The 14,040-nt window shown below is 66.1% G+C and carries 14 protein-coding genes; 7 read left to right on the forward strand and 7 right to left on the reverse strand.

What is annotated here, in order from left to right:
• Positions 1-5 precede the first annotated feature (5 nt).
• A complete protein-coding gene (locus BLT75_RS18075) occupies positions 6-1,187 on the forward strand; it encodes an alpha/beta hydrolase (RefSeq protein WP_093035116.1) in 1,182 nt (393 codons plus the stop codon).
• Between the two features lie 6 nt (positions 1,188-1,193).
• Here BLT75_RS18075 and BLT75_RS18080 read toward each other — a convergent pair whose 3' ends face one another.
• The gene (locus BLT75_RS18080) at positions 1,194-1,562 is read right to left on the reverse strand and encodes a hypothetical protein (protein WP_093035119.1); all 369 of its coding nucleotides are present in this window, start codon (positions 1,560-1,562) and stop codon (positions 1,194-1,196) included.
• 110 nt (positions 1,563-1,672) lie between these two features.
• Here BLT75_RS18080 and BLT75_RS18085 point away from each other — a divergent pair, with 110 nt between their 5' ends.
• The gene (locus tag BLT75_RS18085; RefSeq protein ID WP_093035122.1) at positions 1,673-3,463 is read left to right on the forward strand and encodes an aminopeptidase P family protein; all 1,791 of its coding nucleotides are present in this window, start codon (positions 1,673-1,675) and stop codon (positions 3,461-3,463) included.
• A 70-nt stretch (positions 3,464-3,533) separates the two neighbouring features.
• On the forward strand, positions 3,534-3,878 hold the full coding sequence (locus BLT75_RS18090) for a DUF427 domain-containing protein (protein ID WP_093035306.1): 345 nt from the start codon (positions 3,534-3,536) through the stop codon (positions 3,876-3,878).
• A gap of 33 nt (positions 3,879-3,911) precedes the next feature.
• On the opposite strand, the gene BLT75_RS18095 is transcribed toward BLT75_RS18090, so the two are convergent.
• Positions 3,912-4,307 (reverse strand): RidA family protein, encoded by a 396-nt coding sequence (locus BLT75_RS18095; protein WP_176828106.1) that lies wholly within the window; start codon positions 4,305-4,307, stop codon positions 3,912-3,914.
• A 151-nt stretch (positions 4,308-4,458) separates the two neighbouring features.
• On the opposite strand from BLT75_RS18095, the gene BLT75_RS18100 reads away from it, so the two are divergent.
• Both BLT75_RS18100 and BLT75_RS18105 read left to right on the forward strand, forming a co-directional pair.
• Positions 4,459-6,129 carry a sulfatase-like hydrolase/transferase gene (locus tag BLT75_RS18100; protein WP_093035128.1) on the forward strand — a complete coding sequence of 557 codons (1,671 nt, stop codon included), beginning with the start codon at positions 4,459-4,461 and terminating at the stop codon, positions 6,127-6,129.
• A 99-nt stretch (positions 6,130-6,228) separates the two neighbouring features.
• On the forward strand, positions 6,229-6,861 hold the full coding sequence (locus tag BLT75_RS18105; protein WP_093035131.1) for a sulfotransferase family protein: 633 nt from the start codon (positions 6,229-6,231) through the stop codon (positions 6,859-6,861).
• A gap of 53 nt (positions 6,862-6,914) precedes the next feature.
• On the opposite strand, the gene BLT75_RS18110 is transcribed toward BLT75_RS18105, so the two are convergent.
• The 3 genes from BLT75_RS18110 to BLT75_RS18120 all read right to left on the reverse strand — a co-directional run bounded on the left by BLT75_RS18110 (position 6,915) and on the right by BLT75_RS18120 (position 8,977).
• Positions 6,915-7,352, reverse strand: a complete 438-nt coding sequence (locus tag BLT75_RS18110; RefSeq protein ID WP_093035134.1) for a DUF1036 domain-containing protein — start codon at positions 7,350-7,352, stop codon at positions 6,915-6,917.
• A 40-nt stretch (positions 7,353-7,392) separates the two neighbouring features.
• The gene (locus tag BLT75_RS18115) at positions 7,393-8,304 is read right to left on the reverse strand and encodes a DMT family transporter (RefSeq protein ID WP_093035137.1); all 912 of its coding nucleotides are present in this window, start codon (positions 8,302-8,304) and stop codon (positions 7,393-7,395) included.
• 67 nt (positions 8,305-8,371) lie between these two features.
• Complete coding sequence (locus tag BLT75_RS18120) at positions 8,372-8,977, reverse strand: LysE/ArgO family amino acid transporter (protein ID WP_093035140.1); 606 nt, start codon at positions 8,975-8,977, stop codon at positions 8,372-8,374.
• A gap of 91 nt (positions 8,978-9,068) precedes the next feature.
• On the opposite strand from BLT75_RS18120, the gene BLT75_RS18125 reads away from it, so the two are divergent.
• Entirely contained in the window at positions 9,069-9,953 is an 885-nt protein-coding gene (locus BLT75_RS18125) for a LysR family transcriptional regulator ArgP (RefSeq protein ID WP_093035143.1), read from the forward strand.
• Between the two features lie 40 nt (positions 9,954-9,993).
• Positions 9,994-10,686: a nitroreductase family protein gene (locus tag BLT75_RS18130; protein WP_093035146.1), complete on the forward strand. Its 693-nt coding sequence runs from the start codon at positions 9,994-9,996 to the stop codon at positions 10,684-10,686.
• Positions 10,687-10,689: 3 nt separating this feature from the next.
• Here BLT75_RS18130 and BLT75_RS18135 read toward each other — a convergent pair whose 3' ends face one another.
• Both BLT75_RS18135 and BLT75_RS18140 read right to left on the reverse strand, forming a co-directional pair.
• Complete coding sequence (locus tag BLT75_RS18135) at positions 10,690-12,465, reverse strand: SLC13 family permease (RefSeq protein ID WP_093035309.1); 1,776 nt, start codon at positions 12,463-12,465, stop codon at positions 10,690-10,692.
• Between the two features lie 59 nt (positions 12,466-12,524).
• Positions 12,525-14,030: a tripartite tricarboxylate transporter permease gene (locus tag BLT75_RS18140; protein ID WP_093035149.1), complete on the reverse strand. Its 1,506-nt coding sequence runs from the start codon at positions 14,028-14,030 to the stop codon at positions 12,525-12,527.
• Between the last annotated feature and the right edge of the window lie 10 nt (positions 14,031-14,040).

Raw genomic sequence — 14,040 nt, forward strand, 5'->3', positions numbered from 1 at the left:
TCTCCATGCGGTATGTTTTCGCCAATTGCCTTCTGGATAGCGAAGACCTGACGCTGGTGCGGGCCGGGCAGCCTGTCGCCGTCGAACCGCAGGTGTTCGACCTGCTGCACCTGCTGGTGCGCAACCCGGGGCGGCTGGTCAGCCGCGACGAGATCCTGGCCGAGGTCTGGAACGGGCGGATCGTGTCGGAAAGCGCGATCGGCGCCCGCATCGCGGCGGCGCGCAAGGCGGTGGGCGACGACGGCAAGGCGCAGCGGATCATTCAGACGGTGACCCGGCGGGGGCTGAAATTCGTGGCCGAGGTGGCGACGGACAGGCCGCCTGCCTCGTCCCGGCCCGCCCCCATCGCCCAGCGCATCCGGTACACGCGGACCGCGGAGGGGAAATCGCTTGCCTATGCGGTGACCGGCTCCGGCCCGCCGGTGGTGCGCGGCGGGTACAACACGACCGATCTGGAGGCGGAGTGGAACACGCCCTCGGAACGGGTGATGTTCGACGCCATCGCCGCGCGCCACAGCCTGTTGCGCTTCGATCCGATCGGCTTCGGGCGGTCGGATCGGGCGCTGGAGGAGTTCTCGTTCGATACCCTGGCCGAGAACCTGAAGCTGGCGGCGGACGCGGCCGGGTTCGAGCGGTTCGCGCTCTACAGCGAATCCGGCGGCGTGCTGTCAGCGCTGCGCTTTGCGGTGAAATACCCCGAGCGGGTCAGCCGTCTGGCCATTGTCGGCGGCTATGCCGAGGGGCGCGGGCGGCGCAATCCCGAGCTGAAGGCCGATGTCATGCAGTCGCTGGTGAGCGAGGGCTGGACCGCGCAGGAGATCAGTTTCGTCTCGGCGATGATGCTGAGCTATTTCCCCGAAGGCCCGCTGGAAGCGATCCACGACATGGCGCGCAACATGATCAACGCGTCGTCGCGCGAGAACATGCTGAAAGTGCGGGCGGCGATCCACGATGTGTCGCTTGTGCCGTTGTTGCCCCGGGTGCAATGCCCGACGCTGATCATCCATGCCCGGCATGACAACGTGCACCCGCTGTCCGAGGCGCAGAAACTGGCGGCGGGCATTCCCGGGGCCGAGCTGATGGTGCTGGAAACCGCCAATCACATCCCCATTCCGGGCAACGCGGTCTGGGGCGAATACCAACGACTCCTGCTGGATTTCCTGGGCGACGAGGCTGCATCGTCCTGAGGCCCGCTACTCGCCCAGCATTTCCTTGAAGGGTTTGTAGGCCGCCCCGTAGCAGGGCGACAGGAGGCCCGTCACATTGCGGGTCTCCAGCACGGTCTTGCCGTCGGCGCTGAGCGTGACCTCCCAATAGTCACGGCCGATATAGGTACCGCTGGAATTGCGGGCGTCGGAGGTGGCGCAGAATTTTATCGTCTCGCCTTCGCGGGCCATCGGCGATATCCGCGCCTGTCCGGGGTTTGTCGGGTCGGCGAGGTGTTTGCCGATCGCCTCGGCGGCGCTGCGCCGGGCTGTTTCTGCGGTCGGGCGCTCCTCTTCCTGCGCGGCAAGCGGCAGGGCGAGGCAGACGAGCAACAGGGATGCGGCGTAACGGATCATGGGGGCATGATAGGCGATGGGGAGCGCGCGACAAGTGCAGTCTCGCAGGCGCTGGACATTTCCGCCGCCGCGCCGCACCTTTCGCCACGAACACAGAAGGAGTCCGCCGCATGTACCAGAGCTTCGAGGTGACTGCCCGCCCGGATCAGGGTCCGCCGCGGCTGGCGCGGTTGCGCGCCGAGATGCAGGCCGAGGGGCTGAGCGGGTTCCTGGTGCCGCGGGCGGATGCGCATCAGGGCGAATATGTCGCCGCCCATGACGAGCGGCTGGCCTGGCTGACCGGGTTCACCGGCTCGGCCGGGTTCTGCGCCGCGCTGACGGATGTGGCGGGGGTGTTCATCGACGGGCGCTATCGCACCCAGGTCAAGGCGCAGGTGGCCGATGTCTATACGCCTGTGCCCTGGCCCGATGTGACCCTGACCGCCTGGCTGAAGGAGAAGCTACCCCAGGGCGGGCGCGTGGGTTTCGATCCCTGGCTGCATGCGGCGGGCCAGATCCGTTCGGCAGAAGCCGAGTTGCAGGGCAGCGGCGTCGAACTGATACGTTGCGACAACCTGGTGGACCGGATCTGGCAGGATCAGCCGCCGCCGCCGATGGAGCCGGTCAAGGCGCATCCGCTGGAGTTCGCGGGCGAAAGTGCCGCCGACAAGGCGGCGCGGCTGGCCGGGGAACTGCGCAAGGCGGGACAGAAGGCGGCGGTGATCACCCTGCCCGATTCGATCATGTGGCTCTTGAACATCCGGGGCGCGGACATTCCGCGCAACCCGGTGGCGCATGGCTTTGCCATCCTGCATGACGACGGACGGGTCGATCTTTTCATGGCGGCGGCCAAGCTCTCGGGCCTTGGTGACCATCTGGGCCCAATGGTGGCGCAGCATGAGCCGGACGGGTTCCTTGATGCTGTGGCGGCGCTCAGCGGCCCGGTGCGGGTCGACCTGAACACCGTGCCGCAGATCGTGGCCGACCGGCTGGGCGACCGGCTGGCCGAGGGGGGCGATCCCTGCGCCCTGCCCAAGGCGCGCAAGAACGCGGCCGAGATCGCGGGTGCGGCCGAGGCGCATCTGCGCGACGGGGCGGCGATGGTGGAACTTCTGGCCTGGCTCGACGCGCAGACGCCCGGCAGCCTGACCGAGACGCAGGTGGTGACCCGGCTGGAGGAATGCCGCCGCCGCGACAACGCGCTGCAGGACATCAGTTTCGAGACCATCGCGGGCACCGGGCCGAACGGGGCGATCATGCATTACCGGGTCACCGAGGAGACCGACAGCCGGCTGGAGGATGGGCATCTCCTGGTGCTCGACAGTGGTGGGCAATACCTGGACGGGACCACCGACATTACCCGCACCATCGCCATCGGCACCGTGGGGCAGGAGGAGCGGTCCTGTTTCACCCGGGTGCTGAAGGGCATGATCGCCATGTCCATGCTGCGCTGGCCGGTGGGGCTGGCCGGGCGCGACATTGAATGCGTTGCGCGCCTGCCGCTCTGGGCTGCGGGGCAGGATTTCAACCACGGGGTCGGCCACGGAGTCGGTGCCTATCTGAGCGTGCATGAAGGGCCGCAGCGGCTGGCTCGCGTCAGCCATGTGCCGCTGGAGCCGGGGATGATCCTGTCGAACGAGCCGGGCTATTACCGCGAGGGTGCATTCGGCATCCGCATAGAGAACCTGGTTGTGGTGGAAGAGGCCCCCACCCTGCCCGGCGGCGACGGCGAACGCGCCATGTTGTGCTGGCGCACACTGACCTATGCCCCGATCGACCGGCGGCTGATCGTCGCGGAGATGCTGACGGCAGAGGAACGCCGCTGGCTGAACGCCTATCATGCCGAGGTTGCGGCCAGGATCGGACCCCGAGTGGGTGGGGACGCACGCAAGTGGCTGGATGCCGCAACCGCACCGATTTGACCGACACAAAGATGTTACACCACGGGGGCAACAGAACCCCGCACGAAAGATGGACAGGAAGGAACCGAAGATGAGCGACCATATCACCATCCGCAAGGCGCCGGGCAAATGGAGCGTACGCTCGGGCGGCGCGGTGCTGGGAGAAAGCGCCAATGCGCTGGAGCTGAGTGAAGGCGATTACGATCCGGTGATCTATTTCCCGCGCGAGGATATCGCCATGGCGTTCCTCGACCGCTCGGACAAGACCACCCGTTGCCCGCACAAGGGCGACGCGAGCTATTACTCGATCGTCAACCGCTCGTCGGTGACCAGGGACGCGGCCTGGAGCTATGAGGATCCGCTGCCGGCAATGGAGCGGATCAAGGGCTATCTGGCTTTCGTGGTCGGGGACACGGTCAAGGTCGAACAGATCTGAGGCGACCCGCCCCCACCCACCGGTCAATCGAGGTCAATCGGCGACCACCGCATCGACCTCGATCTCGACCAACCATTCGGGGTTCACGAACCGGTTTATCGCCATGATCGTGTCCACCGGACGGGTGTCTCGGCAATATTCCTTGCGCGCCTCGATTGCCTGTTTCCAGTTGTCGATATCGGTCAGGATGACGCGCGTCCTGACGATGTCGTGCAGGCCGGATCCGGCCTGTTCCAGCGCGGCCTTGATGATTTCGAAACACTGCCGCGTCTGGGCGTAGACATCGCCTATGCCGACGGTCTTGCCGTCCGGCCCTACAGGCGCCGTGCCTCCGACCGAGATATAGGGCCCCACCCTGACCGCGCGGCTGAAGCCAACGATCTCTTCCATCGGGTTACCATTCGAGATGAGTTGACGTTTGAAGGACATTGGCGCTCTCCTTATACGATCTCGCAGGAACTGTAGCATGATCCCTGGCTTTCCGGTTCGGCGATCGATCGGTGCCGATGCGTCTTTTGGTGGAATATATTAACATGTTAAAGTACATTCCACGCAGACCGGCACGGACAGGAGCAGGCAGATGACCCGGAACATCCTTTTCATCATGTTCGACCAGCTGAGGTGGGATTACCTGAGCTGTTATGGACACCCGCATCTGCACACGCCTCATATCGACCGGCTGGCGGCGCGCGGGGTGCGGTTTGACCGCGCCTATATCCAGTCGCCGATCTGCGGCTCGTCCCGGATGTCGACCTATACGGGGCGCTACGTGCATTCCCACGGGGCCACCGGGAACGGCATCCCGCTGAAGGTGGGCGAGATCACCCTGGGCGATCACCTGCGCAAGGCCGGCATGGGCTGCTGGCTGGTGGGCAAGACACATATGCGCGCCGATGCCGAGGGCATGGCCCGGCTGGGGCTGGAACCCGACAGCCTGATCGGGGCACGCGTGGCGGAATGCGGGTTCGACGTGTTCGAGCGCGACGACGGCATGTTTCCCGAGGGGCCGGATGGCGCCTATGACCCGGACGGCGCCAAGACCTATAACGAATGGCTGCGCGACAAGGGCTATGACACCGACAACCCCTGGCACGATTTTGCCAACTCGGGGCTGGATGCCGAGGGCAACGTGCTGTCGGGCTGGTTCCTGAAGAACTCTCCCGAGGCGGCCAATATCGCCGAAGAGGACAGCGAGACCCCCTATCTGACCGGGCGCGGCATCGAGTTCATGCAGCAGGCCGAAGGGCCATGGTGCTGTCATCTGAGCTATATCAAGCCGCACTGGCCCTATATCGTGCCCGAACCCTATGCCAGCATGTACGGGCCGGAGCATGTGCTGCCGGTGGTGCGCTCGGACGCGGAACGGCAGAACGCGCATCCGGTGCTGAAGGGGTTCATGGACACGAAGATCGGCCAGACCTTCTCGCGGCAGGATGTGCGCGAGGCGGTGATCCCGGCCTATATGGGGCTGATCAAGCAGGCCGACGACCAGATGGGGCGGCTGTTTGCGTGGCTTGAGGAGACCGGGCGCGACAAGGATACGGTGATCGTGCTGACCAGCGACCACGGCGATTTTCTGGGCGATCACTGGATGGGGGAAAAGACGTTCTTTCACGACACCTCGACCCGGGTGCCGCTGATCATCTACGACCCCAGCCCGGAGGCGGACGCGACGCGCGGCACGGTCTGTGACGCGCTGGTAGAATCGATCGACCTGGCGCCAACCTTTGTCGAGATCGCCGGCGGCGCGGTGGCGGACCACATCCTGGAGGGCGAAAGCCTGATGCCGATCCTGCGCGGCGAGCGGGCGGAAACGCGGCGCGACTATGTGATCTGCGAATACGACTATTCCGCCTCGCCGCTGGCGAAGCTGCTGAATGTCTCGGTCCGCGACGCGGTGATGTTCATGATCGCCGACAAGCGCTGGAAACTGATCCATTGCGAAGGCGGGTTCCGGCCGCTGCTGTTCGACCTGGAGAACGATCCGCAGGAATTGGTGGACCTGGGCGAGAGCGCCGCGCACGCGGAGGTGATCGCGCAGATGTACGACAAGCTGTTCCAATGGGCGCGGCGGCCGTCGCAGCGCACCACGCGCTCCGAGGCGCAGCTGATCGGGATGCGCGGCAAGTCCGGACGGCGCGGTATTGTCCTCGGCGTCTATGACGAGAACGACACCGCCCCGGAACTGACGGTGAAATACCGGGGCCGCAGCGCGAAACCCTGGCAGGAGATCGTCAGGCCCAAGGGCTGAGCCCCGCCCGGCGCGCCCTGCCGGACAACACGCGACAGGAACGCGATTTTGCGGTACCCTCGCTTATCCGTTGTCTGCATGTCTCGAGGGGGAAGATATATGACGCTGGAAATCATCGGGGCCGGGTTCGGCCGCACGGGGACCAATTCGTTGCGGCTGGCGCTGGAGAAACTGGGCTTTGGCCCCTGTCACCACATGTTCGAGGTGCGGGACAATCCCGAACAACTGCCGGCGTGGGAAGCCGCCGCGCGAGGCGAAAACGTCGACTGGGACGCGATGTTTCAGGGCTACCGGTCACAGGTCGACTGGCCCGGCGCGGCCTATTGGCGGCAACTGGCGGCGCATTACCCCGAAGCTAAGGTGATCCTGAGCGTACGCGATCCCGACGCATGGTTCGACAGCGTGCAGGCGACGGTCGGTCCGTTCATGACGGTGATGCGCGGCAAGCACCCAAATGATCACATGAACGCGATATCCGAGATGTGCGCCGATTTCATCGCGCGCGACATCTTCGACAACCGGCTGGACGATCGCGCCCATGCGACCGGCGTTTTCGCGTCGCATGTGGACGAGGTGCGCGACACCATTCCCGCCGACCGGCTGCTGGTTTACGAGACCGGCAGCGGCTGGGAGCCGCTCTGTGCTTTCCTGGGTGTGCCGGCGCCGGAAGAGCCCTATCCGAACACCAACAGCAGCAAGGAGTTCCGCGCGCAGCAGGGCATTACGACCTGACGCGCGTCAGCCAAAGCAGTCTGATCCGGTCGTCACCGTGCGGAGCGTCGGCATCAGTCCAAAGGCGCGATGGGCCGGGTGTAAGCGCCGAGGTGATAGCGGAACTCCCTGGCGGTCTCGCCGGTGTCGATCTTGCGGAACAGGTGGGTGACATAGCCGCGCGCCTGGCAATTCTTGTCGCCGGCAATGTCAAATGCCTCTGGCGCGACACAGAACGCAATGTCTTGGTGATCGAACTCCCAGCCGTCGGCGATGGCGTTGACATAGTAGTAGCGGTTCTTCAGGTCGCCGCTGAGCACCGTGAGGCATTGGCCCGGGTCGAAGACGTACCAGCCCTCGCTGACCCATTGGCCATCCTTCTTGTAGCCCAGCGCCACCGATTGCGTGGCCGCGGTGTCATTGCAGATCTCAAGCCCGGCCAGCGCCGCGACGGGGGCGCCTGCCAGCAGGATCGAAAGGGCAAGTCGCGAAAAAATGCGTCTCGTTCTCATCTCGCAAATCTAAGTCTCGCGATGGGCCGCTGGCAAGCGCTCAGAGCTTTGGCGCGATGCTGGGCGGGGTGATCTGGCGGCGCTTGAGCACCGCCTCGCGCCAGGTGATGAAACTGACCGAAGCGAGGATCAGCGTGCCGCCCGCGATCACCCAGGGATCGATCCCCTCGCCAAAGACCAGCGCGCCCAGCAATGTGGCCCAGATCAGTTGCAGGAAGGTCACCGGCTGGGTTACCGCCACCGGCGCGGCCTTGAGGGCGAGGGTCATGAAGTAGTGCCCGGCTGTGGCGAAACAGGCGATGGTGAACAGCACCGCCACCTGATGCCAGGTGGGCGTCTGCCAGACCGCCACGGCAAAGGGGATCATCGCCACCGTGACCCAGACCGACAGATGCGCGACGACCACCGCCGGGCTGAGATCGTCGACCGCGACCTTGGCCAGCAGGTAGGAGCCACCCAGCGTCAGCGTTGTGCCGAGCATCGCCAGATGGCCGGGCGAGACCTCGCGAAAGCCGGGGCGCAGGATGATGGCGGCGCCCACCAGCGCCACAAAGATGGCGGTGATCCGGCGCGCGGCCAGCTTCTCGCCCAGAAACAAGGCGGCGCCCAGGCTGACATAGACCGGGGTGAGGTAGTTCATCGCGGTGACCTCGGCCAGCGGGATCTGGGTCATGGCGAAGAACCACAGCATCACGCCCACCGAATGGATGGCGCCGCGCACGCCGAAGATGGTCCAGTGGCGGCGGGTCAGCCGGGCCGAGAGGATCTGGCGCAGCGCCGGCAGCAGGAAGACGATGCCGAAGAGATAGCGCAGAAAGGCCGACTGGATCGGGTGCATGCCCTGCCCCATCGACTTGACCAGCGCGGTCATCACCACGAAGCAGAGCCCCGCCGCAAGCATCCAGAGGATGCCGGCAACAGGGCGGGAGTCGAGTGTCAGATCCGGGGTCATGCCAGAGGTTGAACACCCAATCACGGGCGGGGGCAACCCTTCACATCGCAACAAGTTCCGGCGCGGGTTACATCAACAGCAGTTTCGCGGCGATGGTCCACATGGTCAGACCCACCAAAGTGTCGAGCGCCTGCCAGGCGCGAGGCCGGGCAAAGAGCGGTGCCAAGAGCCGCGCGCCATAGCCCAACGCGAAGAAGAAGGTCAGGCTGGCCAGCGCCGCGCCGATGCCAAACCCCAGCCGATCGGGATATTGTGCCGAGATCGAGCCGATCAGCACCACGGTGTCGAGATAGACATGCGGGTTGAGCCAGGTAAAGGCCAGCACGGTCAGCAGGACCGGGCGCAGCGGCATGCTTTTGCCGTTTGCGGGGCCTGCGTCCAGCGCCTCGACCTTGGTGAAGGCCGCATGCAGGCTGCGCGCGCCGTACCAGATCAGGAACGCCGCGCCGCCATAGCGCATCAGCGGCTCGAACCAGTCCGCCGCCTGTGTCAGGCTGCCGAAGCCTGCCACGCCCAGTGTGATCAGCAGCGCATCGGAGAGGGCGCAAGTCAGGCAGACGACAAACACATGCTCGCGCCGGATCCCCTGCCGCAGGACAAAGGCGTTCTGCGCACCGATGGCGAGGATCAGCCCAAGGCTGAGCGCGTATCCGGCGAAGAAAGCAGGCGACATTAGTGGCGATCCTTGATTGTGTCGGGATTTGACTAGACGGCCCCCGCACCTTAATCCAGTTAAAGGTTTTAAGGATGGTTCAGTTTTTCTAATGCAGTTCGATCCCCAGCATCTGGCAGCGCTGACCACCATCCTGCGGCTTGGCAGTTTCGAGGCCGCCGCGAGCGCCCTGTCGGTGACGCCTTCGGCCATTTCGCAACGGATCCGCGCGCTGGAGGAGCGCACGGGCCTGCCGCTGATCCATCGCGGTACGCCCTGCACCGGCACCGCCGCCGGGTTGCGGCTGGCCCGGCATGCCGAGGACGTGGGCCTCTTGGAGGCGCAGGTGAGCCGGGATCTTGCGCTGGACCAGGGGCCTGGACCGGTGCGGGTGCGGATCGCGGTCAATGCCGACAGTCTGGCCACCTGGTTTCTGGAGGCAATGACCGGGGCAGAGGATGTGCTGTTCGATCTGGTGATCGACGATCAGGATCATTCCGCCGACTGGCTGCGGCGTGGCGAGGTGGCGGCCGCCATCACCGCCCATGACAAGCCGGTGCCGGGCTGTGACGCGCATTCACTGGGCGCGCTGCGCTATATCGCGACCGCCAGCCCCGCCTTTATGCAACGCTGGTTTGCCGAGGGAGTCACGGCCGAGGCACTGGCGCGCGCGCCCTGCCTGACCTTCAACGCCAAGGATCGGCTGCAACAGCGCTGGATCGAGGCGCAGACCGGCGCGCGGCTGACCCCGCCCTGCCATTACCTGCCGTCCTCGCAGGGGTTTGTCGATGCCGCGCTGGCCGGGATCGGTTGGGGCATGAACCCGCGCGCCCTGGTAAGCGGGCAGTTCGACCGGGGCGAGCTGGTGCCGTTGATCCCGCACCGGCCGCTGGACGTGCCGCTGACCTGGCAGGTGAGCCGGGTGCTGACCCCGGCGCTGACCCCGCTGACGCGCGCCGTGAAGCAGGCCGCTGTGCTGGGCTTGAACCCGCTGTGAGACTGCCGGATAAGATCGGTATAGCCTTGGAGGATCCGCCATGTTCGCCCGCGACACACTGAGCTATACCGCCCTGCCCCTGCCCGACCGGGCCGAGATGACCGATGCCGAGATGCTGGCAGCGGCAGAGGCGTTCCACGAAACCATGCGCCGACGCCACACGGTGCGTGACTACTCGGAGCGCCCGGTGCCGCGCGCGGTCATCGAGGCGTGCATCGGCACGGCGGGCACTGCGCCCTCGGGCGCCAATCACCAGCCCTGGCATTTTGTGGCGGTGGCCGATCCGGCGCTGAAGGCGCGGATCCGGCAGGAGGCCGAGGAGGAGGAGCGGCGGTTCTATGCCGGTGGCGCGGGCGACGAGTGGATCAAGGCGCTGGAACCCATCGGCACCAATGCGGTGAAAGAGCATCTGACCGTTGCACCCTGGCTGATCGTGGTCTTTGCCCAGCGCTGGGGCCAGTTCGACGACGGCACCCGCTACAAGAACTATTACGTGCCCGAGAGCGTCAATATCGCCACCGGGTTCCTGCTGGCGGCGCTGCATCACGCGGGGCTGTGCGCGCTGACCCATACGCCCAACCCGATGCGGTTCTTGAACGATGCGCTGGGGCGTCCTGCCTCGGAAAAGCCCACGATGATCATCGCGGCGGGGCATCCGGCGGCGGATGCCACCGTGCCGGAGGTGGCCAAGATCAAGAAGCCGCTGAGTGAGATCGCGAGTTTCGCCGATTGACCGTTACATCGGCCAGAACAGCAGGATCGCGGGGATGGTGACGGCGACGATCAGCACCTCGAGCGGCAGGCCCATGCGCCAGTAGTCACCGAATTGATAGCCGCCCGGGCCGAGAATCAGCGTGTTGTTCTTGTGCCCGATGGGGGTGAGGAACGCCGCCGAGGCCGCCACAGCCACCGCCATCAGGAACGGGTCGGGAGAGACGCCCAGCGTGGTGGCCATCTGGATGCCGACCGGAGCGGCGACGATGGTGGTCGCGGTGTTGTTGAGCACGTCCGACAGCGTCATCGTCACCACCATCAGCACCGTCAGGATGGCCCAGGCGGGCCAGCCTTCAGTCAGCGTGACCAATCCGCCCGCGATCAGCTGGGTGCCGCCCGACGCCTCGAGCGCCGCGCCCAGCGGGATCATCGAGCCCAGGAGCACCACCACCGGCCACTCGATATGGTCGTAAAGCTCGGCGATCGGCAGGATGCCGGTCAGCACATAGGCCACCACCACCAGCCCCAAGGCGACCGGCAGGTAGAGAAGCCCCACCGAAGCCGCCAGCACCGCCGCGCCAAAAAGGCCGATGGCCAGCCAGGTCTTGTCATTGGCGGTCACGCTCAAGCCGCGCGTGGCCAGCGGCAGGCAACCCAGCCAGTCTGTCACGTCCGGCCCCCGGTCGCGCGGGCAGAGCAGGAGCAGGATATCGCCCGGCTGCACCACGGTCCGGCGCACTTGCTCGGTGATCCGCTTGCCCTGGCGCGAGATGCCCATCAGCACCGTGTTCTGCCGCCAGCTGAGCCCCAGCCCCTGCGCGGTGCGCCCGGCAATGCGGGCGCCTTCGGTTGCCACCACCTCGATCACGTCGAATCCTTCGCCGGCGGCGGTCAGCGACTGCTGGCGATCCTTGTCCGAGAAATTGAGATTGAGCGCGGCGCGGAACTCGTCCAGGGCCTCGGGCGTGGCCTCGATCACCAGCGTATCGCCGGCCGCAAGAATGCTATTCGCGGCACGGCCATAGCGGCGTTTGCCGTCGCGGATCAGGCCCAGGAGCGCGACGTCGGCCTTTTCCGCGTCGGCATCCAGTTCGGCCAGGCGCTTGCCGATATGGGGGGACTCTTCGGGTATGGTCAGTTCGGCGATATATTCGGCCAGCGCCTCGGCCGCCTCGGCGGCGCCGCCGCCGCGCGCCGGGATCAGCCGCCAGCCGATCAGCGCCACGAACACCAGCCCCGCCAGCGCCGCCGCGCCCCCCACGGGGGCGAAATCGAACATGTGATAGGGCTCGCCCAGCGCCTCGGCCCGGATCGAGGCGATGATGATGTTGGGCGGCGTGCCGATCAGGGTGGCCATGCCGCCGAGGATGGTGGCAAAGGACAGCGGCATCAGCGTCAGCGCCGCCGCCCGCCCCGCCTTGCGCGCGGTCTGGATATCGACCGGCATGAGCAGGGCCAGCGCCGCCACGTTGTTCATGAAGGCCGAGAGCACCGCGCCAATGCCGCCCATCAGCGCGATATGCGCGCCCAGTCCGCGTGAGGCATCGACCAGCGTGCGGGTGATCAGGAACACCGCGCCCGAGCGCACCAGCCCGGCCGACACCACCAGCACCAGCGCCACCACGATGGTGGCGGGATGGCCGAAACCGGAGAACGCGTCCTTGACCGGAACCAGGCCCAGCACAATGCCCAGCATCAGCGCCGAGAAGGCCACCAGATCGTAGCGGAAACGCCCCCAGAGCAGCAGGGCAAAGACCGCCACGAAGAGGGCAAAGAGCAGGATCTGGTCGAGGGTCATGGGCGAAAACTCCGGCATTCAAAGCAGCTTAACCCGCGCCGGAGAGAAGGGCCACAGGCTCAGCGCGTTTCGCTTTCGGTGTCGCGGCGTCGTGCCAGCGCCACTGCGGTGACCGCCGCCAGCGCCATCAGGGCCAGCGCGAACGGATAGTCGAACAGCTTTTGCGGCTGGCCGTTCAGCAGCGCCAGCGTCTGAGACAAAGAGACCTCGAGCCGGGGGCCGAGGAAGAAGGCAATGATGAACACCACGACCGAGATGCCGAAGGCCGACATCACATAGGCCAGCAGCGCGAAGACCAGCATGACGCCAATGCCGAAAAGCCCGCCCGAGGCCAGCGCCACGCCCACGAAGCACATCAGGAGCGCCGAGGCGAAGATGAAGGGCTCGGGCGCCGAGACCACCCGCACCCAGAACCGCAAGCCAAGCTGCCCGACCCAGAGGTTGATCAGGTTGGCGATGATCATCGCGCCGAACAAGCCATAGACCAGCTGTCCCTGCTGCGAGAACAGGAAGGGGCCGGGCTGGATGCCGTGGATCATGAAGGCGCTGATGATCAGCGCGGCGCTGACGCTGCCGGGGATGCCGAGCGTCAGCATCGGGATCATGTTGGCGCCCATGACCGAGGAATTGGCCGATTCCGAGGCGGCGATGCCGTGCAGGCTTCCCTTGCCGAAGCTCTCGGGCTCCTTGGACGCCTGCCGGGCCGAGGCATAGGACATGAAGGCCGCCGCCGTCGAGCCGATGCCGGGAAGCGCGCCCAGTATGGTGCCAATCACCGCTCCGCGCAGCATGGTGAAGCGGCAGCCCCAGTATTCGATCCAACTGACGCTTCGGTCGGCGCGCGGCTGGTGGCGTGGCAGGATGATTGCCGCGCGCACGGTGCCCCGGGTCTCGCTCAGCCGTTTGAGGAGTTCCGAGATCGCCAGCATGCCGATGGCGACCGAGGCCAGCGGCAGGCCGTCGTAAAGCTCGTAATTGCCAAAGATCAGCCGGGGCGAGCCATGTTCGGGATCGGTGCCCACCATCGCCGCCATCAGGCCCAACGCAATCGCCACCAGGCCCTTGACCAACGATTGGCCCATCAGCCCGGCGATGACGGCAAAGGCGAGCAGCATCAGACCCAGAACCTCGGCCGGGCCCATGCGCAGCGCCAGGATCGCCATCGGCGCCGAGACGGTGATCAGCACGATGTCGCTGAACGTGTCGCCGGTGATCGAGGCGAAGAGCGCCATCTTGGTCGCCTTGAGCGGCTTGCCCTGCTTGGCCAGCGGATAGCCGTCAAGCGCGGTTGCCGCCGCGTCGGGCGTACCGGGGGTATTAAGCAGAACCGCCGGGATCGCACCGCCCACCAGCCCGCCCTTGTTCACGCCCACCAAAAAGGCGATGCCGGTCAGCGGGTCCATGCCAAAGGTAAAGGGGATAGCGATGGCTGTCGCCATCACCGGCCCGATCCCCGGCACCGCGCCGACGAACTGCCCCAGCGCCACGCCGAACAGGATGAAGAGCAGGTTGATCGGAGCAAGGGCATCGCCGAACCCGGCGAGGATGACGCTCAGTTCGGGCATCTTTGGCCTT

Origin of the sequence: Ruegeria marina, assembly GCF_900101475.1 — a bacterium.
Taxonomy (GTDB): domain Bacteria; phylum Pseudomonadota; class Alphaproteobacteria; order Rhodobacterales; family Rhodobacteraceae; genus Ruegeria_B; species Ruegeria_B marina.

Excerpts from the sequence above, each read along its gene's own strand:
- BLT75_RS18075 (WP_093035116.1), top strand. The coding sequence starts at position 6 with ATGCGGTATGTTTTCGCCAATTGCCTTCTGGATAGCGAAGACCTGACG.
- BLT75_RS18080 (WP_093035119.1), bottom strand. The coding sequence starts at position 1,562 with ATGATCCGTTACGCCGCATCCCTGTTGCTCGTCTGCCTCGCCCTGCCG.
- BLT75_RS18085 (WP_093035122.1), top strand. The coding sequence starts at position 1,673 with ATGTACCAGAGCTTCGAGGTGACTGCCCGCCCGGATCAGGGTCCGCCG.
- BLT75_RS18090 (WP_093035306.1), top strand. The coding sequence starts at position 3,534 with ATGAGCGACCATATCACCATCCGCAAGGCGCCGGGCAAATGGAGCGTA.
- BLT75_RS18095 (WP_176828106.1), bottom strand. The coding sequence starts at position 4,307 with ATGTCCTTCAAACGTCAACTCATCTCGAATGGTAACCCGATGGAAGAG.
- BLT75_RS18100 (WP_093035128.1), top strand. The coding sequence starts at position 4,459 with ATGACCCGGAACATCCTTTTCATCATGTTCGACCAGCTGAGGTGGGAT.
- BLT75_RS18105 (WP_093035131.1), top strand. The coding sequence starts at position 6,229 with ATGACGCTGGAAATCATCGGGGCCGGGTTCGGCCGCACGGGGACCAAT.
- BLT75_RS18110 (WP_093035134.1), bottom strand. The coding sequence starts at position 7,352 with ATGAGAACGAGACGCATTTTTTCGCGACTTGCCCTTTCGATCCTGCTG.
- BLT75_RS18115 (WP_093035137.1), bottom strand. The coding sequence starts at position 8,304 with ATGACCCCGGATCTGACACTCGACTCCCGCCCTGTTGCCGGCATCCTC.
- BLT75_RS18120 (WP_093035140.1), bottom strand. The coding sequence starts at position 8,977 with ATGTCGCCTGCTTTCTTCGCCGGATACGCGCTCAGCCTTGGGCTGATC.
- BLT75_RS18125 (WP_093035143.1), top strand. The coding sequence starts at position 9,069 with ATGCAGTTCGATCCCCAGCATCTGGCAGCGCTGACCACCATCCTGCGG.
- BLT75_RS18130 (WP_093035146.1), top strand. The coding sequence starts at position 9,994 with ATGTTCGCCCGCGACACACTGAGCTATACCGCCCTGCCCCTGCCCGAC.
- BLT75_RS18135 (WP_093035309.1), bottom strand. The coding sequence starts at position 12,465 with ATGACCCTCGACCAGATCCTGCTCTTTGCCCTCTTCGTGGCGGTCTTT.
- BLT75_RS18140 (WP_093035149.1), bottom strand. The coding sequence starts at position 14,030 with ATGCCCGAACTGAGCGTCATCCTCGCCGGGTTCGGCGATGCCCTTGCT.